The sequence below is a fragment of the Azospirillum oryzae genome, assembly GCF_900177515.1.
In the GTDB taxonomy this organism is placed as follows: Bacteria; Pseudomonadota; Alphaproteobacteria; order Azospirillales; family Azospirillaceae; genus Azospirillum; species Azospirillum oryzae_A.
In genome coordinates this window covers 466,849-493,463 of record NZ_FXAK01000002.1, presented here as the reverse complement: position 1 = coordinate 493,463, position 26,615 = coordinate 466,849, and the positions used below count along the sequence as shown (strand labels likewise).

23 protein-coding genes and 1 tRNA gene are annotated in these 26,615 nt (G+C 67.9%); 11 read left to right on the top strand and 13 right to left on the bottom strand.

Annotated elements, in window-relative coordinates; all coding sequences use genetic code 11:
- Positions 1 to 24: 24 nt before the first annotated feature.
- Positions 25 to 396 carry an ArsR/SmtB family transcription factor gene (locus B9N97_RS05330; protein WP_085084081.1) on the bottom strand — a complete coding sequence of 124 codons (372 nt, stop codon included), beginning with the start codon at positions 394 to 396 and terminating at the stop codon, positions 25 to 27.
- 221 nt (positions 397 to 617) lie between these two features.
- Between B9N97_RS05330 and B9N97_RS05325 the strand changes: the two genes are divergently transcribed.
- Positions 618 to 1,886 (top strand): cytochrome P450, encoded by a 1,269-nt coding sequence (locus B9N97_RS05325; protein ID WP_143266362.1) that lies wholly within the window; start codon positions 618 to 620, stop codon positions 1,884 to 1,886.
- 6 nt (positions 1,887 to 1,892) lie between these two features.
- Here the strand turns inward: B9N97_RS05325 and B9N97_RS05320 are convergent, their stop codons facing one another.
- Entirely contained in the window at positions 1,893 to 2,129 is a 237-nt protein-coding gene (locus B9N97_RS05320) for a hypothetical protein (protein WP_085084701.1), read from the bottom strand.
- A gap of 164 nt (positions 2,130 to 2,293) precedes the next feature.
- Here B9N97_RS05320 and bla point away from each other — a divergent pair, with 164 nt between their 5' ends.
- A complete protein-coding gene (gene bla, locus B9N97_RS05315) occupies positions 2,294 to 3,211 on the top strand; it encodes a class A beta-lactamase (RefSeq protein WP_085084699.1) in 918 nt (305 codons plus the stop codon).
- Positions 3,212 to 3,231: 20 nt separating this feature from the next.
- Here the strand turns inward: bla and B9N97_RS05310 are convergent, their stop codons facing one another.
- The 4 genes from B9N97_RS05310 to B9N97_RS05295 all read right to left on the bottom strand — a co-directional run bounded on the left by B9N97_RS05310 (position 3,232) and on the right by B9N97_RS05295 (position 7,974).
- Positions 3,232 to 3,471, bottom strand: coding sequence for a hypothetical protein (locus B9N97_RS05310; protein WP_085084077.1), 240 nt, complete (start codon positions 3,469 to 3,471; stop codon positions 3,232 to 3,234).
- Between the two features lie 34 nt (positions 3,472 to 3,505).
- A complete protein-coding gene (locus tag B9N97_RS05305; protein WP_085084074.1) occupies positions 3,506 to 3,997 on the bottom strand; it encodes a hypothetical protein in 492 nt (163 codons plus the stop codon).
- A gap of 21 nt (positions 3,998 to 4,018) precedes the next feature.
- Complete coding sequence (locus tag B9N97_RS05300; protein ID WP_244560561.1) at positions 4,019 to 6,064, bottom strand: protein kinase family protein; 2,046 nt, start codon at positions 6,062 to 6,064, stop codon at positions 4,019 to 4,021.
- Positions 6,065 to 6,234: 170 nt separating this feature from the next.
- Entirely contained in the window at positions 6,235 to 7,974 is a 1,740-nt protein-coding gene (locus B9N97_RS05295; RefSeq protein ID WP_143266440.1) for a PHA/PHB synthase family protein, read from the bottom strand.
- A gap of 498 nt (positions 7,975 to 8,472) precedes the next feature.
- On the opposite strand from B9N97_RS05295, the gene B9N97_RS05290 reads away from it, so the two are divergent.
- Entirely contained in the window at positions 8,473 to 8,808 is a 336-nt protein-coding gene (locus B9N97_RS05290) for a hypothetical protein (protein WP_244560560.1), read from the top strand.
- A gap of 200 nt (positions 8,809 to 9,008) precedes the next feature.
- Here the strand turns inward: B9N97_RS05290 and B9N97_RS05285 are convergent, their stop codons facing one another.
- On the bottom strand, positions 9,009 to 10,424 hold the full coding sequence (locus tag B9N97_RS05285) for an HlyD family type I secretion periplasmic adaptor subunit (protein ID WP_085084070.1): 1,416 nt from the start codon (positions 10,422 to 10,424) through the stop codon (positions 9,009 to 9,011).
- Between the two features lie 48 nt (positions 10,425 to 10,472).
- Positions 10,473 to 12,101: a type I secretion system permease/ATPase gene (locus tag B9N97_RS05280; protein WP_244560559.1), complete on the bottom strand. Its 1,629-nt coding sequence runs from the start codon at positions 12,099 to 12,101 to the stop codon at positions 10,473 to 10,475.
- 341 nt (positions 12,102 to 12,442) lie between these two features.
- On the opposite strand from B9N97_RS05280, the gene B9N97_RS05275 reads away from it, so the two are divergent.
- Together B9N97_RS05275 and B9N97_RS05270 are read left to right on the top strand one after the other, a co-directional pair.
- On the top strand, positions 12,443 to 13,066 hold the full coding sequence (locus B9N97_RS05275; RefSeq protein ID WP_432264183.1) for a peroxiredoxin: 624 nt from the start codon (positions 12,443 to 12,445) through the stop codon (positions 13,064 to 13,066).
- 399 nt (positions 13,067 to 13,465) lie between these two features.
- The gene (locus B9N97_RS05270) at positions 13,466 to 14,530 is read left to right on the top strand and encodes an extracellular catalytic domain type 2 short-chain-length polyhydroxyalkanoate depolymerase (RefSeq protein WP_085084063.1); all 1,065 of its coding nucleotides are present in this window, start codon (positions 13,466 to 13,468) and stop codon (positions 14,528 to 14,530) included.
- A gap of 67 nt (positions 14,531 to 14,597) precedes the next feature.
- Here B9N97_RS05270 and eno read toward each other — a convergent pair whose 3' ends face one another.
- Together eno and B9N97_RS05260 are read right to left on the bottom strand one after the other, a co-directional pair.
- Complete coding sequence (eno, locus tag B9N97_RS05265; protein ID WP_014188015.1) at positions 14,598 to 15,875, bottom strand: phosphopyruvate hydratase; 1,278 nt, start codon at positions 15,873 to 15,875, stop codon at positions 14,598 to 14,600.
- A gap of 147 nt (positions 15,876 to 16,022) precedes the next feature.
- The gene (locus B9N97_RS05260; protein WP_085084062.1) at positions 16,023 to 16,805 is read right to left on the bottom strand and encodes an alpha/beta fold hydrolase; all 783 of its coding nucleotides are present in this window, start codon (positions 16,803 to 16,805) and stop codon (positions 16,023 to 16,025) included.
- A 132-nt stretch (positions 16,806 to 16,937) separates the two neighbouring features.
- Between B9N97_RS05260 and murJ the strand changes: the two genes are divergently transcribed.
- On the top strand, positions 16,938 to 18,488 hold the full coding sequence (gene murJ, locus B9N97_RS05255; RefSeq protein WP_085084060.1) for a murein biosynthesis integral membrane protein MurJ: 1,551 nt from the start codon (positions 16,938 to 16,940) through the stop codon (positions 18,486 to 18,488).
- A 229-nt stretch (positions 18,489 to 18,717) separates the two neighbouring features.
- Here murJ and B9N97_RS05250 read toward each other — a convergent pair whose 3' ends face one another.
- Positions 18,718 to 19,560, bottom strand: a complete 843-nt coding sequence (locus tag B9N97_RS05250; RefSeq protein ID WP_085084058.1) for a sulfurtransferase — start codon at positions 19,558 to 19,560, stop codon at positions 18,718 to 18,720.
- A 239-nt stretch (positions 19,561 to 19,799) separates the two neighbouring features.
- On the opposite strand from B9N97_RS05250, the gene fliN reads away from it, so the two are divergent.
- Positions 19,800 to 20,102, top strand: coding sequence for a flagellar motor switch protein FliN (gene fliN, locus B9N97_RS05245; protein ID WP_085084056.1), 303 nt, complete (start codon positions 19,800 to 19,802; stop codon positions 20,100 to 20,102).
- A gap of 161 nt (positions 20,103 to 20,263) precedes the next feature.
- The gene (locus B9N97_RS05240; RefSeq protein ID WP_085084692.1) at positions 20,264 to 21,523 is read left to right on the top strand and encodes a diaminopropionate ammonia-lyase; all 1,260 of its coding nucleotides are present in this window, start codon (positions 20,264 to 20,266) and stop codon (positions 21,521 to 21,523) included.
- Here the strand turns inward: B9N97_RS05240 and B9N97_RS05235 are convergent.
- Positions 21,504 to 22,244, bottom strand: coding sequence for a Clp protease/crotonase-like domain-containing protein (locus B9N97_RS05235; protein ID WP_085084054.1), 741 nt, complete (start codon positions 22,242 to 22,244; stop codon positions 21,504 to 21,506). The genes B9N97_RS05240 and B9N97_RS05235 overlap by 20 nt on opposite strands.
- A gap of 268 nt (positions 22,245 to 22,512) precedes the next feature.
- Here B9N97_RS05235 and gatB point away from each other — a divergent pair, with 268 nt between their 5' ends.
- Together gatB and B9N97_RS05225 are read left to right on the top strand one after the other, a co-directional pair.
- Positions 22,513 to 23,964: an Asp-tRNA(Asn)/Glu-tRNA(Gln) amidotransferase subunit GatB gene (gene gatB / locus B9N97_RS05230; protein ID WP_085084052.1), complete on the top strand. Its 1,452-nt coding sequence runs from the start codon at positions 22,513 to 22,515 to the stop codon at positions 23,962 to 23,964.
- Positions 23,965 to 24,129: 165 nt separating this feature from the next.
- Positions 24,130 to 25,908, top strand: a complete 1,779-nt coding sequence (locus B9N97_RS05225; RefSeq protein ID WP_085084050.1) for a PAS domain-containing sensor histidine kinase — start codon at positions 24,130 to 24,132, stop codon at positions 25,906 to 25,908.
- Between the two features lie 55 nt (positions 25,909 to 25,963).
- Here B9N97_RS05225 and B9N97_RS05220 read toward each other — a convergent pair whose 3' ends face one another.
- Positions 25,964 to 26,200 carry a hypothetical protein gene (locus tag B9N97_RS05220; RefSeq protein WP_014188024.1) on the bottom strand — a complete coding sequence of 79 codons (237 nt, stop codon included), beginning with the start codon at positions 26,198 to 26,200 and terminating at the stop codon, positions 25,964 to 25,966.
- A 282-nt stretch (positions 26,201 to 26,482) separates the two neighbouring features.
- On the opposite strand from B9N97_RS05220, the gene B9N97_RS05215 reads away from it, so the two are divergent.
- Positions 26,483 to 26,575: transfer RNA gene (locus tag B9N97_RS05215), tRNA-Ser, on the top strand.
- The last annotated feature ends 40 nt before the right edge of the window (positions 26,576 to 26,615 follow it).

Genomic DNA, 26,615 nt, shown 5'->3' with positions numbered 1-26,615 from the left:
CAAGGGTCCCGCCGTGCGACCCCCTCACCCCGACCCTCTCCCCGGGGGGGAGAGGGGGATTTCACCGGGATCGCCCGTGGCGCAGAACAGGTGGTAGAGGTCGCCGAGGATCGGACGCACGCGGTCGGAGCCGATGCGGTAATGGATCGCGGTGCCCTGGCGGCGGGTGGCGACCAGACCCTCCTCGCGCAGTTTGGCGAGGTGCTGCGACAGATTGGATTGCGACAGGCCGAGGCGGCGCACCAGCTCGCCCACCTGCATCTCGCCTTCCAGAAGGCTGCACAGGATCATCAGCCGGTGGCGGCTGGCGATGGAGCGCAGGAAGCCTTCCGCCTCCGCGGCCCGTGTCTCGAAATCCGAGGTGTTGAGTTCTGTGTCGCCCAGCGTTGAGGTCATCGCCTGGACCATCCTGACGTCGGAAGCCTGTAAATTAGGATAAACTAACATATCCCTTGGCGGAGTGGGTTCAAGGGATTTGTCGTCCGTGCGGGCGGCACGCTGCACCAAGCCCGGAAACGGAAGGCGCCGCCCGGTGTTGACTGGGCGTCAGTCCCCGGAACCGACGGCGCCCCGGCCGGAGGAGGTGGGGCTGCAGGAGGGTCGGCCTGGCGATGACGATGACCGGACGTTCGAACGGCCTGCCCAGCGACGGCGCCTGGGACAGCACCCTGGCGCTGCTGCGGGAGGGCTACGACTTCATTCCGCGGCGCTGCCGACGCCTGCACAGCGATGTGTTCACGACGCGCCTGATGCTGCGCCGGGCGGTTTGCATCAGCGGGCGCGACGCGGTGGCGCAGTTCTATGTGCCCGGCCGCTTCACCCGCAGGGGCGCCATGCCCACCACCACGCTGACCCTGCTGCAGGACCGCGGCAGCGTCCAGACCCTGGACGGCGAGGCGCACCGCCAGCGCAAGCGCCTGTTTCTGGGGCTGATGTCACCCCAGTCCATCCAGCGGCTGGTGGCGCTGGCTGACGCACGATGGCAGGCGCGCATCCGCGGGTGGGAGGCACGGGGCGGGGACATCGTCCTGCTCGACGAGGTCCGCGAGATCCTGTGCGGCGCCGCCTGCGACTGGGCCGGCGTGCCGCTGGGCGAGGGCGAGCTGGAGGAACGGACGCGCGAATTCGCGGCGATGATCGACGGGTCGGGCACGGCGGGGCCGCGCAACTGGCGCGGACAGCTGCTGCGCCGGCGGTCGGAGCGCTGGATCCGCGGGCTGGTCGAGGAGGTGCGGCAGGGCCGGCTGAGCGTGCCGGCGGATAGCGCGCTGCAGGCGGTCGCCAGCCATCGCGACGCCGACGGATCGCCGCTGCCGGCGAAGGTCGCGGCGGTGGAACTGATCAACCTGCTGCGCCCCACCGTCGCCGTCGCGCTCTACATCGTCTTCGCCGCCCATGCCCTGCACCGCAATCCGGAGTGGCGCGAGCGGCTGGCGGGCGGAAGCGACGCGGAGCTGGAGGCCTTCACCCAGGAGGTGCGGCGGCTTTATCCCTTCTTCCCGATGATCGGCGGACGGGTGCTGCAGCCCTTCGAATGGCGCGGGCATCGCTTCGAAGAGGGGGACTGGGTGCTGGCGGACCTGCACGGCACCAATCACGACCCCCGCCTGTGGCCCGACCCCGAGGCCTTCCGGCCGGAGCGCTTTCTGCCGCCCGAGCCGCCCGATGAGAATGCGCTGGTGCCGCAGGGCGGCGGCGACGTCCGGGCCGGTCACCGCTGTCCGGGGGAATGGATCACCATCGCGCTGGTCAAGGGCGCCCTGCGCCAACTGTGCGGAGCCATGCGCTACGAGGTGCCGCCGCAGGACCTGACCATCGACCTGTCGCGCATGCCGGCGCCGCCGCAGAGCGGCTTCATCCTGCGCAATGTCAGGCAGGGGGCGTGAGGCGGCTCAGCCGATGCGCCGCAGCGACAGCCCCGACGCGGCGAGGCGGAAGCCGCCGTCCGGCGTCGGCTCCACCGCTTCGCCGCCGTCGACGCGATAGCTTTTGCTCTCCGGAACCCAGCCGGCGGGGCCGCGGAAGGTCACCATCTGGATGAAGCTGGTCGTCTCGACCACGGCATGGGTGCTGCCGTCCTCGGCCGTCGCCTCGAAGCGGTCCGTTTCCATCTCCTGACGCAAAGGCATCGGCCCGTTCCCCTCCCTGATCCGCGGCGGCCCATAGCCTGCCATGGCGCCGCCGAAGCGAGGCATAAGTTTAATTTGTACCTTCCGTAAGGAAAGCTCGTTTGTTCGCGGACCCCCGGCTTTCTATCGTCCGGCCATCGCAACAGCGGAAAACGGGGTTGGAGATGATCGGAAGACGGGGATTCCTGGCGGCGACCGGCGGGGTTCTGCTGCTGTCGGCGGGTGGGGCGGTGGCTGGGGCGCAGGCTGCGGAAAGCAACAAATCCAAGGCCGGAAAGGCATCGGGCAGCGATGCGCTGGCCGCCAAGATGACGGAACTGGAGGCGCGCAGCGGCGGCCGGCTGGGCGTCGCGGTGCTCGACAGCGGGAATGGCACGCTGCATGATTGGCGCGGGAACGAACGCTTCCCGATGTGCAGCACCTTCAAATTTCTATTGGCTGCCGCCGTGCTGAAGACTGTGGACCAGGGCAAGGACCGGCTGGACCGGCGGATCCCGGTGACCAAGGCCGATCTGGTGCCCTATGCGCCCTTCGCCGAAACGCGGCTGAACGGCACACCGCCGACGGTGGCGGAACTGTGCGAGGCGGCGGTGACGCTCAGCGACAATGTCGCGGCCAACCTGCTGCTGCCGGGCATCGGCAATCCGGTCGGCCTCACCGCCTTCATGCGGGGCATCGGCGACAAGACCACCCGTCTGGACCGCAACGAGCCGACGCTGAACACCGCCATCCCCGGCGATCCGCGCGACACCACCACGCCCGCCGCCATGGTGCGCAGCATGCAGCGGCTCATGCTCGGCGACGTGCTGCGGCCGGACTCGCGCCGGCAGCTGATCGACTGGATGGTCGCCAACAAGACCGGCGACAAACGCCTGCGCGCCGGGTTGCCGGCCGGCTGGCGGGTGGGGGACAAGACGGGGACCGGCACCAACGGCACCGCCAACGACATCGCCATCGTCTGGCCGGAGGGGCGCGCGCCGCTGCTGGTCGCCAGCTACCTGACGCAAACGGCGGAGGGCTTCAAGCAGCAGGACTCCATCCATGCCGAGGTGGCGCGGGCGGTGGCCGCCCTGACCGTCTGAGGCATGTCAAGCGGGTGGGGTCAGGCGGGAGATGCGGGCGCCGGTTGCTGCGGTTGTGGGGGCTGGGCCCATCGCACGATGGACCGCACGGCGTTCAGGGCGTGCACATTGTCCTGAATGTGGAAATGCCGCCGCAACTCGACGACCGCCGCCCACTCGCCGCTCTCGTGAAACGCCTTCTGGATTGCGGCGGCTTCATCCTGGCTGACGCTGAACATCCGAACCTCATGGCCGACCTTGCGACCTTCGCCGCCGATCATGCACCGGCGATGGTGTCGGTTGCAAGATCGTCCGTCAGGCGCCTTCCATCCCGGCGTCGGGCTCCATGCCGCCGGACTCGTCGAAATAGTCACCGGCGACGTCCGGCCCCCATTCCTGGACCAGCGCCACCTTCTTCTGCTTCAGCACCTCCACCCGCTTTTCGGCGCGGGTGACCTCCATCCCGGCGACCAGCGGCGGGATGCCGTAATAGAGGCCCCAGCCGACGGCGGCGGCGGTATACATCACCAGCCAGGCCAGCGGGTCGGCGAACACCTTCGCGGCGGCGCCGATGGTGTGCTGGTGCTTCCACAAATCGATGGCGAAGGGCATGCAGCCGCAGAAATTCAGCCCGCCGACGGTGATCGGCGCCGATTTGTCGGGGTCGCGGTCGACGACATAGGCGACGATGGTCGGGATCATGCCGATGCCGAACAGGATGGTCGTCGGCAGCACGATCAGCGCCGCCGGGATGATCAGCAGGATCAGCGTGAGGCCGCCGCCCTTCTTCTTCTTCTTGCGCGCCATGGCGATCCCCCCGTTTTCCGGTCAGAAGGCGAAGAACAGGATGATGCCGGCGACCAGCACGGTCGACAGCAGGCTGGACGCGATGGCGGCGACCTGCCGGCCCGACGTCTCGATGATGGAATTGCGGTCGGCGATGGTGTGGCGGATCTTGTCCATCTCCGCATCGGCCTCGCGGTAGGCGATCTGCGCCGCCTCGAACGCCAGCCGGTCGCGGCGCAGCGCCTCGGGATCGTCCACCACCTTCAAAAGCTCGGTCAGCCGGCCGTTGTGCGCGGCGGCGTCGGCCATCTTGCGCACCTCCTGCTGCTGCGGCCGGTTGTGGAAGCGGCGGAAGGCGGGGTCGAGCAGAGCCACCACCCAACTGGCCAGATGGGTTAGCCCATCGACGCCGGTGCGGGCCTGGATGTCGGACAGGATGGTCAGCATGGCGATGATGCGCCGCATCGGCTCCACCCCGCTGCCGAGCTGGGTATAGAGCAACTCGTCACCGCGCTTGTTGCGGGCGCCCAGGAAGGCGGCGATCTGGCGGTCGATGGGGTCCTTGTGTCGCTCGCCCCCGGCGGCGATCCAGTCCAGCGCCCGCAGCAACTCCGCCGGCGAGGTCGGCAGCTGCTTGGCGACCAGGCTGCTCATGCAGGGCATGGTCGGGTTCATCTCGTACAGCACGCGCTCCACCCCCAGCCCGTGGCTGGAGCGGTCGAGGAAGCCGCGCAGCTGGTCGAAGGTCTGCACCAGCGGCACGAATTCCGGCTTGAAGTCGGTCTGGACGTTGACCCAGAACATCGGAAGCTGGTTGGCGATCACCTCCGCCACCGCCTGGGGGGATTCGCCGCGCATGAAGGCGTCGGCCAGCATGGTGGCGATACCGTCCGGCATCATCGCCCGGCCGCGGTAGCGGATGGGGGCGGCGGGGTCGAGCGCGATGCAGACGCGCGCCACCAGCCGGTCGCCCTGGCTGCCGCCCTTGCCGCTGGAGGCGGTCTGGATGGCGTTGTTGACCGCCTCCGCCCGCACGTCGTCGCCCATCGACCGGCGCAGCCACTTGTCCAGTTCGCCGCTTTCGATGACGGAGGCGGCGGCGGGGGCATGGCGGGCGAAGGCGCGGGCCAGCGTCCGGCAATGCCAGTATTCCGACCCCTGGAATTCCAGCGGCCGGGCGGCGCGACGGGAGATCTGCGGCTGTTTCGGGCTGAGCCGGCGGCCCGCCACCCAGAGGTCGAGGTCGTTCAGGGTCCAGCGCTGCTTGGGATCGTCCACCAGCAGGCCGCGCACCACCTCGTTGATCGCCAGCGGCAGCCGGTGCTGCTGGACCAGCGCCGGGTAGGATCCGCGCTCCAGCTTCGCCTGCAGAACCGCCTCGTCGTCGAGCCCGGACAGCGGGTTGCGGCCGAGCGCCAGGATCAGCAGGGTGACGCCCAGCGAATAGAGATCGTCGGCCATGGTGCCGGTGCCGCGCCCGGCGGGATTGGCCATGCCGCGCTCGATCGTCTCCAGCAGGACCGGCTGGCCGTAGCCGGGCTGCGCCGACACGCACTCGCCCAGCATCAGCCCGCCGCCGGCGAGGTCGCGGTAGAACAGGTTGGTCGGGCGGATCGCGCCATGGACGACGCCGCGGCTCGACAGCTCCTTCAGCGCCGAGACCAGCGGGTGGATGATCTGCCGGGTCAGCTGGTCTTCCGGCATCGGATCCAGCGTGTCGGTCAGCGAGCCCATCAGCCGCTTGCCGCCCGGCCGTTCGAACACCAGGCAATAGCGCCGCCCGCGGTCCTGCGGCCAGTCCACCAGCCCCCAGTCGAGCAGCCGCATGTGGGTGGCGTTGTCGAGGCTGCCGACGGTGGAGCAGATGTCCATCCGCGGCAGGATCGAGGCGTGGCAGATGACGGCGAAGGGCTCGATCCGCTTCTCGCGCAGAGCCTTGGCGGTGAAGGCGTTGCCGCCGACCGCGTTCAGCAGCGGGATCGGCGCGCCCGGCTGAATCTCGTAGCGTTCGGCGAGCTTCACCGGTTCGGCGTTCGCCATCGCCGCCGTGGCGGCTCCCATCGTAGCGGTTTGGGCATCGGATGGCATGGACGGCGGATCCCCGGGGCGTGCGAATGTGCGCAGGCCTTAGGTGGCGTGAAAAGGGCAAACAAACCCTTAACGTGCGCGTGCGTAACACTATCGGATTGGACCGGAAAGGAAAACCCCCGCCGGGAGGGGCGGGGGTTTTCCGTAGGGATAAGCGGGCGAACCCTGACTTACCCGTTCTTGACCTTGACGTAGGACCCCGGCGCGTCCTCCAGGGCGGGCAGGGCGCCGTCGCCGGGCTGGCGGGCGGGAACCTTGCCGTTGGCATACTGGCCGACCCACTTGTTCCATTCCGGCCACCAGGAGCCGGGGGTCTGGGTCGCCTTCTCCAGCCACTCGTCGGAGGTCTTGGCCAGCTTGTCGCTGGTCCAGTAGCAGTATTTGTTGGCCGCCGGCGGGTTGACGACGCCGGCGATGTGGCCCGAGGCGCCGAGCACGAACTTCACCGGGCCGCTGAACAGCTGGGCGCCGCTGTAGGTGCTCTTCCACGGGGCGATGTGGTCCTCGCGCGCCGACAGGAACAGCGTCGGGACCTTGACCTTGCCCAGGTCGATCGGAACGCCCTTCAGCGTCACCGCCCCCGGCTGCGCCAGCATGTTCTTCTGGTACATGTTGCGCAGATAGAAGCTGTGCATCGCCGCCGGCATGCGGGTGCTGTCGCCGTTCCAGTACAGCAGGTCGAACGGGAACGGGTCCTTGCCCAGCAGGTAGTTGTTGACGACGAACGACCAGATCAGGTCGTTGGCGCGCAGCATGTTGAAGGTGGTCGCCATCTTGGAGCCGTCGAGATAGCCCTGCTCGGCCATCTGCCCTTCGATGAAGGTCAGCTGCTCCTCGTCGATGAAGACCGACAGCTCTCCGGCCTCGGTGAAGTCCAGCATGGTGGTGAAGAAGGTGGCCGACTTGATGCGGTCGTCCTTCTTGGCCGCCATGTAGGCCAGCGTCGAGGCCAGCAGCGTGCCGCCCAGGCAATAGCCGATGGCGTTCACGTCCTTCTCGCCGGTCGCCTTCTCGATGGCGTCCAGCGCGGCCAGCGGGCCTTCGACCATGTAGTCCTCGAAGCCCTTGGCCGCCAGCGTCTCGTCCGGGTTGACCCAGGACAGGACGAAGACGGTGTGGCCCTGGTCGACCGCCCACTTGATGAAGCTGTTCTTCTCGCGCAGGTCGAGGATGTAGAACTTGTTGATCCAGGGCGGCACGATCATCAGCGGACGCTTGTTCACGTCCGGCGTGGTCGGGGTGTACTGGATCAGCTGCATCAGGCTGGTCTGGAAGACGACCTTGCCCGGCGTGACCGCGATGTTCTTGCCCAGCTGGAAGGCGTCGTAGTCGGTCATGGAGATGCGCAGCTCGCCCTTGCCGCGCTCCAGGTCCTTCAGCAGATGCTCCAGCCCCTTGACCAGATTCTCGCCGCCGCTCTCGATGGTCGCGCGCAGCACCTCCGGGTTCGTCATGACGAAGTTGGAGGGCGCCATCGCGTCGACGAACTGGCGGGTGTAGAAATCGACCTTCTTGGCGGTGTGGTCGTCCAGACCGTCGACCTGATTGACGGTCGACTGCATCCACCGGGCGCTCAGCAGGTAGGACTGCTTGATGAAGTCGAACAGCGTGTTCTCGTCCCAGGCGGCGTCCTTGAAGCGGCGGTCGTCCTTGGCGGGCGCGATGACCGGCTGCGTCTCCTGCCCGAAGAAGCGCTGGGTGGTGCGCTGCCACAGGGTCAGGTAGTCCTGCCACAGCGACATCTGCGCCTGCATCAGCTTGGCCGGGTCGGCCATCATGCGGGTGGTCATCTCGAGGAAGGCATGGCCGACGCCCATCGGATCCGGGCTCTTCGGGCCGGCGCCGTCGGAGGCCTGGCGCGCGAGGAATTCGGAGACCAGCCGCTGGCTCTGTTCGGCGATGCGGGTCATCGCCCGCGACATCTCGACCGGATCGGGAAGCTTGACGTCGGGCACCTGGGGGGAAGCCGGGGTGGAAGCCTGGGGGGGGCCTTGGTCTCGGCCATGAGCACGGTCCTTCTTCTTTGGGCGGGTGTCGCGTCGTCTCGGTCACATCGTCTCGGCCACCGGGGTCCGCCTCGGCCCGCCATGCCCCAGATTGGGCTTTGGGCCTTGCGGACGGGCGGCTATATAGGCTTGCGGGCGTTCTCTGGGGGCGGTCTGCACCTTGTCGCTGTTGGTGGCGTCGCTGTCGATGGCGTGCGGAGGTCCGGCCTTCGGTTGCGGTGCGGGAGAAATCCGGAACCTCTCATACACCGCTGATGTGAACATTTCATTTCATAGATCGTCGCACAAGTGTGGCGTATCGGCCAGGGATGGGGAAGGATGATGGCAACGGGCAATCAGGGGGACGGTCGGGGCATCGCGGCGGCCGGACGGGTATTCGGCGCCCTAGTCGTCGGAATACCAATGGTTTTCGGGATGTCGGCCTGCAGCGACCGGGCGCTGGACACCGGCCTTCTGGGCGCCGTCACCGGCGAGCCTTCGCCGGTCAGCGACAATTCGTCGCCTATCCGCAACATGACCGGGGAGCGGACCGACTACCCCAACCTGGGTACGGTCCCGCCGCGCCCGACCGACCTGACCACCGAGGCGCAGCGCCAGCAGGCGATGGACCGTCTCGCCGAGGACCGTGCGGCATCCCGCCGCACGCGGACGCAGACGGAAGCGATCCAGATGCCGGAGCCGCTGCCGACCCCGATGGCGATTCCGCCGAAGCCGGATTTGCGGCCGGGCAAAAGCTGAGGTTCCTGTGCAAAGAAAAAGCCCCCGGCCGGATGGACGGGGGCTTTTTCTGTTTGGGGAGGGGATGGCTGACGATGCCCCCACCCCAACCCTCCCCCGCTGGGCGGGGGAGGGAGAGAGTGCTTGTTCGGGAGAGTGGCGGCAGTCTCCTCCCCCGCCCAGCGGGGGAGGATTAAGGTGGGGGTCTAACGCCGTCAGCATCACTCCTGGATGAACGCCTTCACGTAGGACTGGCTCAGCGGCTGGATCAGATAGTCCAGCGGAGTGCGGGCGGACAGCACGATGCGGGCCTCCACCGGCATGCCGGCCTTGATCTTCATGTTGCGGACCTCGTGGCTGTCGGCATCCTTCAGCCGGATGCGGGCCAGGTAATATTCCTGGCGGGTCGCGTTGTCGGTCAGGCGGTCGGCCGAGACGTAGGAGACGGTGCCGTCGATGGTGCCGACGACGCGGCTGTCATAAGCGGTCAGCTGCACCTTCACCGGCAGGTCGACGGCCATCGACTTGATGTCCTTCGGCTGGATGCGGACCTCGGCCAGCAGGGCCTTGTCGTCGGGGACGATGTCCAGCACCGGCTCGTTCGCGGTGATGGTGCCGCCGACGGCCGGGTGGCCGTACATCACGACGTTGCCGGCGTCCGGCGCCTTGATGGTGCGGTTGTCCAGGCGGTTCTTGGCGTCGCGGATCTGCTCGGCCAGCTTCTGGGCGTCGCCGCGCGCCTTGTCCAGCTCGACCAGCACCTTCTCGCGGAAGTCGCTGCGGCGGCGGACCAGATCGCCCTGGGCGTCGACCGCCTGCTGGCGCGACTGCGACATGCGGGCTTCCAGTTCATGGTCCTGGGCGTGGAGCTGGGCGTTCTCCTTCTGCGCCGCCACCAGCTTGGTGCGGGTGGAGTTGCCGCGGTCCAGCAGGCCCTGGGTGATCTGGATGTCCTCGTCCGACAGCTTGATCTCGCGGTTCAGGAAGGCGCGCTGCTGCTCCAGGCTCTTCACCTCGTCGCCCAGCGTGGCGATGCGGTCCTGGGTCAGCTTGGCCTCGGTCTCCAGCTGGTTGCGGCGGACCTGGAACAGCTTCTCCTGGTTCAGCATGGCGTTGTCGACCGCCGGCTCCTTGCCGCGGCGAGCGGTCAGCGCGGCCGGCCATTCGATGGCGGGCTTCTCGAACAGCTCGGCCGACAGGCGCGCTTCGGCGGCCAGCGTGTCCACCAGCGCGGCGTTCAGCATGTCGAGGCGGGTCTGCGCCTCGGTGCTGTCCAGCCGCATCAGGACCTGACCGGCTTCGACGCGGTCGCCTTCCTGGACCAGGATGGCGCTGATGACGCCGCCCTCGGTGTTCTTCACCACCTTGCGGCCGGTCTCCGGCGCCAGCGAGCCCATGGCGCTGATCGCGCTGTGCAGCGGGGCCACCGCCGCCCAGCCGGTCATGCCGCCGAAGCCGACCGCCAGGACCAGGAAGCCGCCCAGCAGCAGGCCGCGCACGCTGGTTTCCGGCATCGTCGCCCGCAGCGCATGGATCGAGGTGATGGTTGCCGTCTTGCGCGACGGCTTGCCGGCGGGGGTTTCGGAACCGTTGTCACCGGACAGCGGGGCGGGAAAGGTCGTGGTCATCGTGGTCATGGTGCTTCCTTGGCTCTGTCGGGTCGGTCTTTAGGGCGGTGCCGGCGGTCAGCCGGCGGCCCCCGCCGTGGCGGCGGACGGACCCTGAGGGCCGAGATTGCGGAGGCGGGCGAGGTTGACGGCGCCGGGCTGGGCCTGCTGCTGGTCCGGACGCGGCAGCTCCATCGCCATGCCGTTCTTCAGGACATAGGTGTGGTCGGACATGTCGACGAAGATCGGGGCGTGGGTCATGACGATGGTGGTCGCCCCGCGCTCCTTGCAGGCCGCGACGAAGGCGCGGACCGCCTTGATGCCCAGTTCGTCCAGGCCGGCGGTCGGCTCGTCCAGCACCAGCAGCGGCGGCTGGCCGAAGGCGGCGCGGGCAAGGCCGATCAGGCGGGCGCTGGCGCCGGTGATCGGGGACAGCGGATCGTTGACCTCGGTCTCGTAGCCCATGGGCAGGCTTTCGATCCACTCGTGGATGCCGACGGCCTTGGCGGCCTCCTCCACCTGTTCGCGGGTCGCGCTGGTGAAGCGGGCGATGTTGTCGGCGATGCTGCCGGGCAGGAGATCGACCTGCTGCGGCAGGTAGCCGATGCCCTGTTCGGGGCTGTCGGGGGTCAGGGTGGCGACGGACAGGCCGCCGAGACGCACCGTACCGGCCGACGGCAGGGCGACACCGGCCAGCAGGCGGGCCAGAACCGACTTGCCCGAGCGGTTGGGGCCGGCGATGCAGACGGTCTCGCCCGGCTCGACCGACAGGGTGACGCTGCGCAGGATCGGCTTCTGGTCGCGGGGGGAGACGAACAGCAGGTTCTCGACGGTCAGGCGCTCGCTCTCGACGGGCACGGAGGGACGCTCCGGCTCACGCGACAGGCGCTTCAGCAGCGGCAGCAGGCGGCGGACGGCCTGGGCGGAACGGACCAGCCCGCCCCAGGCGCCGGCGGTCTGCTCGATCGGGGCGAGGCCGCGGCCGACCAGCATCGAGGTGGCGATCATGCCGCCGAAGGACAGGTGCTGCTCGATCACCAGCCAGGCGCCGATGCCCGTCACGGCGATCTGCAGGACCATGCGGACCCACTTGGTGGCGGCGCCGATGGCGGCGCTGCGCTCATAACCCTGGCCCTGCATGGCGCTGGCGGTCAGGAAGTCGCGGTTGACGGCGTCCAGCGAGGCATTGCCCATGCGCAGGCCGCGCACGGTGTCGGAACGGGAGGCCAGCGCCTCGAACAGCTTCTGGGCGCGGCCGGCCGGCAGCTTGCTTTCGTCGTTGATGTCCTTGACGGCCACATAGCCGATCCAGCCCATCACCGCCATGATCGCCATCGACACCACCAGCACCAGCGCCAGCATCGGGTGGATGACGTAGATGCCGATGACGTAGAGCGGCGCCCAGGGCAGATCCATCAGCGCCGGCAGCGACGGACGCGAGAAGGCGCCCTTCAGCTCCATCAGGTCGGCGAGCGGGCCGTTGTCCGGACGGCCGCGGCCGGCGGCGTCCAGCGCGTCGGCGGTCAGCCGGCGGCGCCACCGCACCTCCAGCGCGTTGCCGGCGCGGGCCAGCAGTCGCGAGCGCACCATTTCCAGCAACCCGCTCAGCGTCAGCGCAAGCACGACGATGAGCGTCAGCATGATCAGGGTGTCGTAGTTGCCGGACGGAATGGCGCGGCTGAACACCTGCAGCGAATATAGCGGCATGGCCAGCATCAGGGCATTGATGGTGGCGCTGAAGACAAATGTACTAACGAGTATCCTGGTGAAATAACCGCGATCGTAAGCGGCTTCCGGCTTATTGTTGCCGGGCTGTCGCAAAGAGTTGGTCTTGGTAGAAACAGGCATGAACAGCCCTCCAATTGTCACCGGTCGGCACAGTGCCCACTGGATGCAGGCGAGGTCAGAGAACGCCTTCTTGGTAAATGGGACCTTAACATTCGGGGACGTCACAGGATTGCCACCGGATGCCACCACTTTTGCGCAGACTTACTCCGGTATTGATTGGTCTTTCGGGGTAATTTGCTCCGCTTGGCGGCCGGGGACGCATGACCTATGGCCGGTTGGTGGCGGCGGGCATTGCCGCTATCGTGGCCCGCGGCGGCGGTTCCGCCGGTCCACCCCAACCACAGCCGGAGAAGATGATGGAAGGGCGCAAGGTCCCCTCGGTGGTGTTCAAGACCCGCGTGCGCGACGAGAGCGTCGGCGGACCCAACCCGTTCCGTTGGCAGGATGTGCGGAGCGACGACCTGTTCCAGGGCAAGCGGGTGGTGGTGTTCTCCCTGCCCGGCGCCTTCACGCCGACCTGCTCCAACGAGCAGTGCCCGGCCTTCGAGCGGCTCTATGACGAATTCAAGGATTTGGGCATCGACGAGGTCTATTGCCTCAGCGTCAACGACGCCTTCGTCATGTACCAGTGGGGCAAGAGCCTGAACCTGAAGAAGGTGAAGCTGATCCCAGACGGGTCGGGACATTTCACCCGCCGCATGGGCATGCTGATCGACAAGGACCATGTCGGCTTCGGCCATCGGTCCTGGCGCTATGCCATGGTTGTGAAGGACGGCGTCATCGAAAAGTTCTTCGAGGAGCCGGGCATCAACGATGAGGGCGAGAACGGCGATCCCTACGGCGAATCCTCGCCGGAGACCGTTCTGGCTTACCTGCGGAGCTGACCCGCCCGATTCGGCGTCCACCGGGGGCCGGAGAGCGGGACGGGATGCAGAGTACAGGGTGACAGGCCGGCGGGGCGAAGGCTCCGCCGGCCTTTTCCATGTCCGCACCGCGCCTGCGGCACCGACGACGGCAGGGTGCGGCATTGCGTATGGATGCGTGTATTGCGGCGGCAGATATTCTTTTTATTAGACAATCATCATTGCATTGCTACCTTCTTCGCAGGCTTCAGCCAGGGTTCCGGTTTCCCAGGCGGCCGGCAACAATCTGATCGTGCGCCGCCCGGCTTGCCGGGACAGGATCGGCACGGCGGGGACGGAAGACGCGACGAAGGGGCGGGGCGCAGATCGCCGCTGTCCGTGCGACGTTGATACCCCTAGCAGGGCAAAGGTGACCTTCCGATGAGCATTTCCAAGCAAGTCATTTTGAAATCCGCGCTGGCGGCGTTCGTCGTCCTGGCGCCGCTTCCGGCCGCCGCGCAAGTCAAGCTGTCGGATCTGAAGCTGAAGATCGACCCGGCTCAGACCACGGTGTCGGGCATCTCCTCCGGCGCCTATATGGCCGGGCAGTTCCAGGTCGCCTATTCGGGGCTGGTCAAGGCGGCCGGCCTCGTCGCCGGCGGTCCCTATGATTGTGCCGAGGTGTCGGAGGGCGGCATCGCCCCGGCGGTGGTGGCGCTGAAGCGCTGCATGGATGTGGCGATGGGCGCGCCCGACGTCGGCAAACTGGTTGAGAACGCCAAGGCGCGCGAGAAAGCCAAGGACATCGACCCGCTGGTCAACATGGCGAAGTCGAAGATCTACCTGTTCAACGGCGACAACGACGTGACGGTGAAGCGCCCGGTCGCCGACGCCACCGAGCAGTTCTACAAGGCGCTGGGCGTGACGGACGCCAATTTCACCTATGTGAAACTGCCGAAGGCGGCGCATGCCTACATCACCGACGGCTATGGCGCCGCCTGCGACTTCATCCCGAAGGAGGATGAGAAGAGCGAATACATCAACAACTGCCAGTACGATCAGGCCGGTGCCATCGTCCGCTTCTTCTACGCCGACGCCAAGATTCCGAACGCCCCGGCCGCGGCCCGCCAGCCGCAGCTGTTCAACCAGGCGCCCTTCGTCGGCGACACCAGCCGCAGCGGCATGGCCAAGACCGGCTACGTCTATGTTCCGGAAGCCTGCGACGGCGGCAAGCAGACCTGCCGCATCCATGTCGCCTTCCATGGCTGCAAGATGGCGTCGAACCTGATCGGCGACCATTTCGCCGTGCATGCCGGCTACAACCGCTGGGCCGACGTCAACAACATTGTCGTGCTCTATCCGCAGATCGACGGCGACGCCAAGCTGTCCTCCAACCCCAAGGCCTGCTGGGACTGGTTCGGCTACACCGGCTACGACTTCGCCCGCAAGGGCGGCTTCCAGATGACCGCCGTCCGCAAGATGATCGGCGCGCTGGCGGGGGAGTGAGCACCCGCTCCGCATAAAAAAGCCCCTCTCCGGCATCCCGGAGAGGGGCTCTTTCACATCAGGGCGATCACGCCTTCAGGATGCCGCGGCCAGCGAAGCGGGCGGCGACGCCGAGCTGCTCCTCGATGCGGATCAGCTGGTTGTACTTGGCCAGACGGTCCGAACGGCTGAGCGAGCCGGTCTTGATCTGGCCGCAGTTGGTGGCGACCGCCAGATCGGCGATGGTGCTGTCCTCGGTCTCGCCCGAACGGTGCGACAGGACGGCGGTGTAGCCGGCCTTGTGCGCCATATCCACCGCTTCCAGCGTCTCCGACAGCGTGCCGATCTGGTTGACCTTCACCAGGATCGAGTTGGCGACGCCCTGGCGGATGCCCTGGGCCAGACGCTTGGGGTTGGTGACGAACAGGTCGTCGCCGACCAGCTGCACCTTGTTTCCGATGGCGTCGGTCAGCGCCTTCCAGCCTTCCCAATCGTCTTCCGCCATGCCGTCCTCAATCGAGATGATCGGGAAGCGGCCGACCAGATCGGACCAGTAGGCGACCATCTGTTCCGGCGACAGCGACTTGCCTTCACCGGCCAGCTCGTACTTGCCGTTCTTGAAGAACTCGGTCGAGGCGGCGTCGAGCGCCAGCATGACGTCGTCGCCCGGCTTGTAGCCGGCGGCCTCGATGGCCTTCATGACGAAGCCGAGCGCCTCGTCGGTCGAGCCGATGTTGGGGGCGAAGCCGCCTTCGTCGCCGACGTTGGTGTTGTGGCCGGCGTCCTTGAGCTTCTTCTTGAGGGACTGGAAGATCTCGGAGCCCATGCGGATGGCGTCGGCGCCGGTCTCGGCACCCACCGGCATGATCATGAATTCCTGGATGTCGATCGGGTTGTCGGCATGGGCGCCGCCGTTGATGATGTTCATCATCGGCACCGGCAGCAGCGAGGCGAAGGCGCCGCCGACATAGCGGTAGAGCGGCAGGCCGGCATCCTCGGCGGCGGCGCGGGCGACGGCCAGCGACACGCCCAGGATGGCGTTGGCGCCGAGCCGGCTCTTGTTTTCGGTGCCGTCCAGGTCGATCATGGCGAGGTCGATGGCGCGCTGGTCGTCGGCGTCCAGGCCGGCGAGCGCATCGTAGATCTCGCCGTTGACCGATTCGACCGCCTTCAGCACGCCCTTGCCGCCGAAGCGGCCCTTGTCGCCGTCGCGCAGCTCGACCGCCTCGTGGGCGCCGGTGGAGGCACCCGACGGCACCGCGGCGCGGCCGAAGGCGCCGCTGTCCAGCGCAACGTCGACTTCGACGGTCGGGTTGCCGCGGCTGTCCAGGATTTCGCGGGCGTGAATCTCGGTGATGACGCTCATGGTCGGTCGATCCTTCGAGGAATGGCAGCCGCGTTGTCTCGCAGGCCGCGTTTTAAGGCGCGCAGGCTTGATAGCCCCGACGTCCGGGCGATGCAATATCTGCTTCGGCTTACAACCACGCGAAAATGCGGGGTTTTGCCGCGGAAATCAGAGGAAACCCTCTACCATTGCCGCGAATTCGGCCGGACGTTCGGCATGCAGCCAGTGGCCGACCCCTTCGATCATGCGGATTTCCGCCTTGGGGAAATGACGGCGGATGGCGTCGTGGTGCTCCGGCCGGATGTAGTCCGACGTGCCGCCGCCGATGAACAGGGTGGGGCCGTCATAGCGGGCGCCGCCGAAATCGGGGAAGCCGATCAGCCCCTCCATGTTCGTCCCGATGGAGTCGAGATTGATCCGCCAGGAGAAGACGCCGTTCTCCAGCACCAGATTCTGCATCAGGAAGGAGCGCAGCGGCGCCTCCGGCACGGCGTCGGCCAGCTGCGCCTCCACCTCCGGCCGACGGGTGACGCCTTCCAGCTTCGCGGCCTTCATCGCGGCGACATAGGGGGCGTGGGTGTGGGTGTAGGCGACGGGGGCGATGTCGGCCACCACCAGCCGTTCCACCCGGTCGGGATGGGCCAGCGCCAGCGCCATGGCGGTCTTGCCGCCCATCGAATGGCCGACGACAGTGGCGCGGGCGAAGCCGCGGTCGTCCAGGAAGCGCAGCACGTCGGCCGCCATGTCCGGGTAGCTCATGCTCTCGGCCCAGGGGGCGCCGCCGTGGTTGCGCAGGTCAAGCGCATAGACCCGGTGCTGCTCGCCGAAGCGGCGGGCCAGCGTCTGCCAGTTGCGGGCCGAGCCGAACAGCCCGTGCAGGACCAGCATCGGCGTTCCGCCATTGGCTTCGCCGGCTTCCAGATAGGTCAGGGGGAGGGCTTGCTGCGGCATGTCGGGGCCTTCGACCTGTGATGTCGGGAGATGCGTTCTGGACGAATCCGGGCGGCGATCCTATGACGAATGCGGCGGCATCGCTAGGATGCCGCCGGGCATCATCCGCATCACAGAAGCGACCCTGCCATCGTGTTCCGTCATATCCTGTCCGTCGGCGGCCTGACCCTGGCCAGCCGGGTGCTCGGTTTCCTGCGCGACGTGCTGACCGCGGCGCTGCTGGGGGCGGGGCCGGTGGCCGACGCCTTCTTCGTCGCCTTCCGGCTGCCGAACCATTTCCGCGCGCTGTTCGCCGAGGGCGCCTTCAACTCCGCCTTCGTGCCGCTGTTCTCGGGCAAGCTGGTGCAGGACGGCGCCGCTGCCGCCCGCCGCTTCGCCGACGAGGTGATGACCCTGCTGGTCATCGTGCAGATGCTGCTGCTGCTGGCGGTGCTGGCCTTCATGCCGCAGTTCATGACGGTCTTCGCCCCCGGCTTCGCCGACGACCCGGAGAAGTTCCGGTTGGCGGTGCTGTTCACCAGCATCACCTTCCCCTATCTGCTGCTGATCTCGCTGGTCTCGCTCTATGGCGGCGTGCTGAACAGCATGAGCCGCTTCGGAGCGGCGGCGGCGGCGCCGATCCTGATGAACCTCTGCCTGATCGCGGCGCTGGTGGTCGGCACGCCGCTGATGCCGACGGCGGGACACGCGCTGTCGTGGGGCGTGCTGGCGTCCGGCGTTGCGCAGTATCTCTATCTGGCCTGGGACGCCCGGCGGGCCGACATGACTCTGCGGCCGGTGATGCCGCGCCTGTCGCCCGACGTGAAGCGCTTCCTGACGGTGCTGGGGCCGGCGGCGCTGGGATCGGGACTGACCCAGATCAGCCTGTTCGCCGACACGCTGATCGCCTCCGCCCTGCCGACGGGCGCGGTGTCCTACCTCTATTACGCCGACCGGCTGAACCAGCTGCCGCTGGGGGTGATCGGCATCGCCGTCGGGACCGTTCTGCTTCCGGAAATGTCCAAGCGGATCAAGAGCGGCGACGAGGCCGGCGCGGTCGACAGCCAGAACCGCGCCATCGAGCTGTCGCTGCTGCTGACCCTGCCGGCGGCCGTCGCCTTCCTGGTGGCGGGCACGCCGATCCTGTCGGTGCTGTTCCAGCGCGGCGCCTTCGGCCCGTCGGACGCCGCCGCATCGGCGTTCACCCTGCAGGCCTATGCGCTGGGGCTGCCGGCCTTCGTGGTGATCCGCAGCCTGGTCAACGGCTTCTACGCCCGCCACGACACGGCGACGCCGGTGCGGGTGGCGCTGGCGGCGGTCGGCATCAATGTGGCGCTGAAGCTGGCGCTGATGGGACCACTGGCCCAGGTCGGTCTGGCGGTCGCCACCTCCGTCGGCGCCTGGGTGAATGCCGGGCTGCTGGCGCTGCTGCTGCACCGGCGCGGCCTGTTCCGCGCCGATGCGCGGCTGACCCGGAATCTGCCGCGCATGGCCATCGCCGCCGCTGCCATGGCCGGCGCCCTATGGCTGGCGACGGAGCGGCTTGCCCCCTGGCTGGGCGCCGCCGGGGTGGTGGAGCGGCTGGGCGGGCTGCTGGTGCTGGCGGTCGTCGGGCTGGCGGTCTATGCCGTCGCCGCGGTGCTGCTGGGGCTGGTGCGGCGCAGCGACCTCGGCCGTCTGCGCCGTCGCCGGGCGAAGGCGTGAATCGGGTGGATGACGCTTTGTCGTCGTACTGTTTTGTCAGGCAAGATTGACACGGATGTCACGGATTTAGACACGGATTACACGGATTTTTCTTCTGGCTTGCCTTGTTGCGGGTTGGCGGTGGCGCTGCACGCTGCGGTGAAGCCATCCGTGAAATCCGTGATCTAATCCGTGAAATCCGTGTCGATCTTGCCGAACCCTCCTGCTCCTTTCCAAATATCCTCCTGCCTCACCCTTCCGTCTGCAAAGGCCGCTGCGGGTCGGCGCTCCATTCCGACATGGAGCCGTCATAGAGCCGCACGCCGGGCACGCCGGCGATCTCGCTGAGCGCGAACCAGGACACCGAGGCGAGGTGGCCGGTGTTGCAGAAGGTGATGGGCTGGTCGCGCAAGGGCAGTCCGGCTTGGTCGGCCATCGCCTTCACCGCCTCGGGCGAGGCGAAGCGGTGCTCCGCCGGGGAGAAGAGGGCGGCGATGTCGAGATTGACCGCGCCGGGGATGGTGCCGGCGGCGCGGGCCTGCGGGCTCTTGGCCTTGCCGGCGAACTGCTCGGGCGAGCGGGCATCGTGCAACGGCGTGCCGCCGGCCTGCACCGCCGCCTCGACCTGCTCCAGGGTGGCGCGCAGGTCGGCGCGGGGGTGGACGGTGAAGGTCGCCGGCTTGCGCACCGCCGGCTGCGGTTCGACCGGGCCGCCGGCCGCGGTCCAGGCGGCGAAACCGCCGTCCAGCACCGACACCGCGTCATGACCCAGCATCTTGAAGGTCCAGTAGACGCGGGTGGCGTTGCCCATGTCCGACGCATTGGCGCCGGCCGCCACCAGAACGACATGGTCGCCGTTGCCGACCCCCAGCCCGCCGATCAGCCCCGCCAGAACATCCGGTTCCGGCAGCATTCCGGCCCCGCCGCCGACCACAGTCCGCCAGCCGGCCGTTGCGTAGTCGGAATGAAGCGATCCCGGAACGAAGCCGCCGGCGGGCGGGGTGCGCACGTCGAGGACGACGATGCCGGGGCTGTCGAGCCGGCTTTTCAGCCAGGGGGCGTCCACAAGCGGGGAAATGCTGCTGTCGGTCATCAGGGTGAACCCGGTTCCGGTTGGTCGATGCCCTGCGGTGCCTGGATTGTTGCGTAGCGGCAACGAAAAGACCGGCAGGCGGGCGGGGCCGACAGTGTGGGCGAAGCGCCGGTATGGGAAAAGCCCAATCTTGTCGCAATCCCCATCGGTCGGTGGCGTTGCCGGGTAACCCGTCCGGGGTGTAGGATGTCCCGTTCGTGTAAGAAGGCGCCATTTCCGGCGCGGGAGCTTGGACAGCCATGGCCAACATCGACGACCTGCTCGGCGCCGCCGATCCCAACGACGGCGACGCCTCGTCCTTCGCCATCGGCGACGCGCCGGTGGAGATCAAGGTCGTCATCGGCACCGCCATGCTCCGCGTCCGCGATCTGCTGAAGCTGGGCCGCGGGGCCGTCGTGGAACTCGACCGCCACCTGAAGGACCCGACCGACGTCTATGTCGAAGGCGTGCTGGTCGCCCGCGGCGAGGTGGCGATCATCGACGACAAGATCGGCGTCACCCTGACCGACTTCATCAAGTCCAGCCGCGAATGGAAGCGCTGAGCGCGGCATGCCGGCTTTGGGCGCACCGTTGGTAATGCTTCATTCGGTAGCAGCCGCGCCCGCGCTGGCGGCTTGACGGCGGGCGGTGGCTTTTGGTCTCGTTATGCGTGGTCGTGGGATGTGCCGTCGCCGACGGCATCGCCGGCCTGGAGAGCGATGCCATGACCGACCACGCCGTCTCCCCATCCTCCTGCCTGCCGCGCCATTTTTCCAATCCGCATGCCGACCATGAGCGGGTCTATGGCCCGTCGGAACGCGCGATCCTCAGCCGCGCCGCCTTCGAGGAGGCGATGGCGGAGATCGGCGCCTGGCCCGGCTATGCGCCCACCCCGCTGCGCTCCCTGCCGGGATTGGCGCGGGAGGCCGGGATCGACCGCCTCTGGTACAAGGACGAAAGCGCCCGCTTCGCACTCGGCAGCTTCAAAGCGCTGGGCGGGGCGTACGCCGTGCTGCGGCTGCTTGCGCGGGAGGTGACGGCGCGGGTGCCCGGCGTGCCGGTGACCGCGCTGGATCTCGTCGTCGGCCGCTATGCCAAGGTGACGCGGACGCTGACCGTCACCACGGCGACCGACGGCAACCATGGCCGGTCGGTCGCCTGGGGCGCGCAGGTGTTCGGCTGCAATTGCGTGGTGTACGTGCCCGCTGCCTGTACGCCCGGCCGCCGCGACGCAATCGAGGCGTACGGGGCGCGGGTGGTGGTGGTCGACGGGTCGTACGACGATGCGGTTCGCCGTGCCGCCGCCGATGCGGCGGAGCATGGCTGGTTCGTCGTCTCCGACACCTCCTACACCGGCTATATGGATGTGCCGCGCGACGTGATGCAGGGCTACACCATGATGGTGGAGGAGACGATCTCGCAGCTGCCCGCCAGCGAGCGGCCGACCCATGTCTTCGTGCAGGGCGGCGTCGGCGCGCTGCCGGCCGCGGTCTGTGGCCATCTGTGGGAAAGCTGGGGCCGGCAGCGCCCGCGCTTCGTGGTGGTGGAGCCGCACAGCGCCGACTGCCTGTACCAGAGCGCGGTGGCCGGGCGTCCGGTGCGGTCGGAGGGCGACCTGGACACGGTGATGGCCGGGCTTGCCTGCGGCGAGGTCTCTCTGCTGGCCTGGGCGATCCTGGAACGCGGCGCCGACGATTTCCTGACCATCCCCGACGAAGGGGCGATCGCCGCCATGCGCAAGCTGGCGGACGGCAGGCATGGCGGCCGTCCGGTGGTAGCGGGAGAATCCGGCGTCGCCGGACTGGCCGGGCTGCTCTGCGCCGCGGCCCATGAGGAGACCCGGCGCGCGCTGGGCCTCGTGCCCGACGCCCGCGTGCTGGTGTTCGGGACCGAGGGCGCGACCGACCCGGAGGTCTATGAGCGGATCGTCGGCCGTACGCCGGAGGCGGTCGCAGAAGGTCTGGTCAGCGCAGCAGGTCGGTGACGATGTTGGCGCCGTCGGCGCTCAGCCGGTCGGCGGTTTCGCGGTAATCGCGGGCGCCGGAGAAGCCGCCCTCCGCCGTCACCCGCTGGACCCAGGCCGGCGAGGCGCCGAGCGACACCAGACGGTCGACCATCATCCGGGTCGAGCGCAACGTCATCCGGCCATTCTCCGCCATGCGCGGCGCATGCACCATGAACTCCGCACGCGGCGCGGCATAGCGCGGGTAACCGGCCAGATAGAGGCCGACGCACATGCTTTCGCAGGACTCGCCATCGCGCACACGGGTGGCGACCGGCCGCCCGCCCCGGCGTTCGGCCAGCACGGCGTCGATCATCCGGTAGCCGGCGGCGGTGAAGCCGCCCGGGCTCGACAGTTCGATCACCAGCGGGCGTTGGGCCGGCAGGGTGTGCAGGGCATCGACGAAGCGGCGCTCCGCCCCCGGCGTGATGATGCCGTCCAGCCGCAGGATGGTGATGTCGCCCTGGTCGTCGCGGGACATGGCGGCATCGGGATAGTCGGACGGGGAGGGCGCGGCGGGCGCCGGGTTGACGGTGACCGGGTTCACGACGACCGGGTTCACGACGGCCGGGGCGGGGCCGGCCGGGCCGAGCGACAGGCCGTCCGGCCGGGTGGCGGCATGGCCGAGGGCGGCGCCCGCCATCAGCAGTGCGCCCAGACCGACACCGAACCCGACCTTCCGCAGCAGCTTTCGCACCGACATCAGACCCTCCCGCGCTCGTCCGGTTCAGCGTGGCGGGCAAAGCTTGCCTGAAGGTTAACGAACCGTCTGTGGCCGGCCGCACAATCGGGGTATGGGCCGGGGTATGGGCCGGGGTATGAGCCGTGGCAGGAAGGCGGCGGCGCGATAAAGCGTGCGCGCGGGCGCAAAGGGCGTTAGAAGAAACAGGATTCCAAGGGTATGGCCGGGGCGCCCTTTTCCAGGGCGGCGCCCGTCCGGTCCCGTGCCGTGAACGTCGAAGAGCGGAACGATGTCGTACATCCAGGGTGAAACGGGCGATTGGGAAGTGGTGATCGGGCTTGAGGTCCATGCCCAGGTGATTTCGAACGCGAAGCTGTTTTCCGGCTCCGCCACCGAATTCGGGGCCGCGCCGAACAGCCAGGTCAGCTTCGTCGACGCCGCGTTCCCCGGCATGCTGCCCGTCATCAACGAATATTGCGTCGAGCAGGCGGTGCGCACCGGTCTGGGCCTGAAGGCGCAGATCAACCTGAACTCGGTCTTCGACCGCAAGAACTACTTCTACGCCGACCTGCCGCAGGGCTATCAGATCAGCCAGTTCCTGCAGCCGATCGTCGGCAAGGGCGAGATCGTGCTGGACCTGCCGGACGGCACCAGCCGCACCGTCGGCGTCACCCGCCTGCATCTGGAGCAGGACGCCGGCAAGTCGCTGCACGACCAGCACCCGTCCAAGACCTACATCGACCTGAACCGGTCGGGCGTGGCGCTGATGGAGATCGTGTCGGAACCCGACATGCGCAGCTCGGAGGAGGCCGGCGCCTACGTGCGCAAGCTGCGGTCGATCCTGCGCTATCTCGGCACCTGCGACGGCAACATGGAGGAAGGCTCCATGCGCTGCGACGTCAACGTGTCGGTGCGCAAGCCGGGCGAACCCTTCGGCACCCGCTGCGAGATCAAGAACGTCAACTCGATCCGCTTCGTCATGCAGGCGATCGAGTATGAGGCCCGCCGCCAGATCGAGATCATCGAGGAAGGCGGCAAGATCGACCAGGAGACCCGGCTGTGGGACACGACGAAGTTCGTGACCCGCTCCATGCGGTCGAAGGAAGAGGCGCACGACTACCGCTATTTCCCCGACCCCGACCTGCTGCCGCTGGAACTCGACCCGGAATGGGTCGAGGACATCAAGAAGACGCTGCCCGAACTGCCGGACGACAAGAAGGCCCGCTTCATCGAGGACTACAAGCTGTCGGTCTATGACGCCGGCGTGCTGGTCTCGGAGAAGTCGAAGGCCGACTATTTCGAGGCGGTGGCCAAGGGCCGCGATCCGAAGCTGGCCTCCAATTGGGTCACCGGCGAGCTGTTCGGCTATCTGAACAAGGCCGGCAAGGAGATCGAGGAAAGCCCGGTGTCGGCCGAGAATCTCGGCGGCCTGATCGACCTGATCGCCGACAACACCATCTCCGGCCGCATCGCCAAGGAAGTCTTCGAGACGATGTTCGAGACCGGCGAGAAGGCGGCCGACATCGTCGAGAAGAAGGGGCTGCGGCAGGTCACCGACACCAGCGCCATCGAAGGCTCGATCGACGCCGTCCTGGCCGCCAACCCCGACAAGGTGGCGGAATTCCGCAGCGGCAAGGACAAGCTGTTCGGCTTCTTTGTCGGTCAGGTGATGAAGGCGACCCAGGGCAAGGCCAACCCCGCCATGGTGAACGAAATCCTGACCAAGAAGCTGAAAGGCTAAGCGGCCACAGCCTGTTGGCGGGGCGAAATCGCCGCCCTGTCCGAAAGAAAGCCTCTCCGTCCGGCGGAGGGGCTTTTTTCTTGGGTATCGTCCGTCTGTACGGTAAAGCCGCAGTTGAATTTTCCCGGTTTCCGTCGCCACAGTGCTGGAAACGGTGGAGGAACCATGGCGGCGGAGCCGGTGATGATGGCGCTGGCGGCTGGTGCGGCCGGCGGTCTGCTCGGGGTGCTGCTGGGCCGGTATGCCGGGCGCCGGACGGCCGCCCGTCCGCCGGGTATTGGTTCGGGCACCGGGTCCGGCAAGGTCGCGGCGCCGCTCCTCCATGAACCGGAGATCGGCGAGCGGCTGGAAATGGCGCTGGAGGCGACCGGGGCCGCCGTGTGGGACGCCGATCTGGTGGCCGGCACCTGCTGGTGGTCGGACACCTTCCCGCGCATGCTGGGCTTTCGCAGCCGGCCGGCCATGCCGCCCGATTTCTGGGAACGGCGGCTGCATCCGGAGGACCGCGACCGGGTGCTGGCCCACATCGCCTCGCATCTGGCGGGGGAGACCTCGGCCTACGCCTATTCCTACCGCCTGCGCCACGAGGCCGGCGGCTGGGTGTGGATCGCCGCCAAGGGCCGCGCCTTCCGCGACAAGAGCGGCCGGGCGGTGCGCTATGCCGGCATCATGACCGACATCACCGAGGCCCGCCGGCAGGAGGAGCGCCTGCGCGCCAGCGAGGAACGGCTGCTGAAGATCATGGAGGCGGCGCCCATCGCCGTGAACGTCACCACCCGCGACGGCCGCTGGCTGTTCTGCAACGCCCAGTCGGCGCGGCTGATGGGGCGCGGCCGGTCGGAGTTGATGCGGTCGCCGGTGGCGGACCTCTATGCCGACCCCGCCGACCGCGAGGCGCTGATCGCCCGGTTCGACCGCGAGGGCGCCTTCCGCAATGCCGAGATCCGCTTCCGCCGGCCGGACGGCAGCATCGTCTGGGTGCTGTCCTCATGGAACAGCATCGAACTGGACGGCGAATCGGCGCTGCTGACCTGGCTCTACGACATCACCGACCGCAAGGTCGCCGAGTCGGCGATGAACCAGGCCAGGGAGGAGGCCGAACAGGCGCTGGCCGACCTGCGCGAGGCGCAGGAAAGCCTGATCCAGGCCGAAACCATGGCGTCGTTGGGCCAGCTGGTGGCGGGGGTGGCGCACGAGATCAACACGCCCATCGGCATCGGCCTGACCGCCGCCAGCCACATCGGCGAACAGGCACAGGCCCTGCGCGAGCGCTTCGCCGGCAACACGTTGCGGCGTTCGGATTTCCTGGAGTTCCTGGATGGGTTGAGCGAGAGCAGCCGCCTGCTGATGGCCAACATGGACCGCGCGGCGTCGCTGGTGCAGAGCTTCAAGCAGGTGGCGGTCGACCAGTCCTCCGGCGACCGGCGGGTGTTCGAGTTGGGCAGCTATATCCGCGAACTGCTGTTCTCGCTGCGGCCCCGTCTGAAGCGCACCAACCTGAAGGTGGCGGTAGAGTGCGACGACGAGCTGACGATGGACAGTTTCCCCGGCGCGCTGGGGCAGGTGCTGACCAATCTGGTGATCAACGCCGTCGTCCACGCCTATGGCGACGGCGAGCGCCTGTCGGAGACGCCGTCCGGCACGATCAGGATCACCGCCCAGCCGGACGGGTCCGACAAGGTGCGGATCGACTTCATCGACGACGGCGCCGGCATCGCGCCGGAGCATCTGTCGAAGGTCTTCGACCCCTTCTTCACCACCAAGCGCGGGCAGGGCGGGTCGGGTCTTGGGCTGCACATCGTGTTCAACACCGTCACCGGTCCGCTGGGCGGCACCGTGTCGGTGCAGTCCTGGCCGGGGCAGGGCACCCGCTTCACCATCCTGCTGCCGCGCGAGGCGCCGGCCATGCAGCCGGCCCTGGCGGAGGAGCCGGCATTGGGCTGAGGCGGTTTCGCGGCCGGTCAGGCGGCGGGTGGCGGTGGATCAGGCCACGGGTGGATCAGGCGACGTGCAGTTCGTGAAACTGCAGATGTTTGGGCCGCCGGCCGCGGCGCTTGGGGGCCGCGAAATTGGCGAGCGCACCGTTTTCCCCGCGCAGCTCGGCGTTCAGTTCCTGGACGCAGCGCTGCAGCAGTTCCTTTTCGCGCTGGTCCTCGCGGTCGGTGATCTCCAGGCAGCTCAGCTTGATCTCGACAAGGTCGATCAGCGTTTCGGCGCAACGGCGTGACAGGGTCATGGCATCCTCCACGGCGACGGGGTGCGGCGTCACTGTCCGGCGGGGCGGGCCTTCGCGATACCCCCGCGCGACCGAGTTGTGCGTCACCCAGGCTTTTTATTGCTCATGGTGGCATCATATCCGCCTTCCGTTAAAAAGTACCTAAAATTTTATACAGATTTGTCCTTCTCTGTCGATTTTCGGGAAAAGCGGATTTGTGTGTCCGTAAGCGTTGACAAGGCTACGGCCGGCCGTTAGAACGCTCCCCACGCCAGCGGTGCCCCACGGGCAACCGCACTGGCTGGAGGGGTGGCCGAGTGGCTGAAGGCAACGGTTTGCTAAACCGTCATAGGGTTTAAAGCCCTATCGTGGGTTCGAATCCCATCCCCTCCGCCACCTTGGCACTCGCGCCGCTTCGCCGCGCTTCGAAAATCCC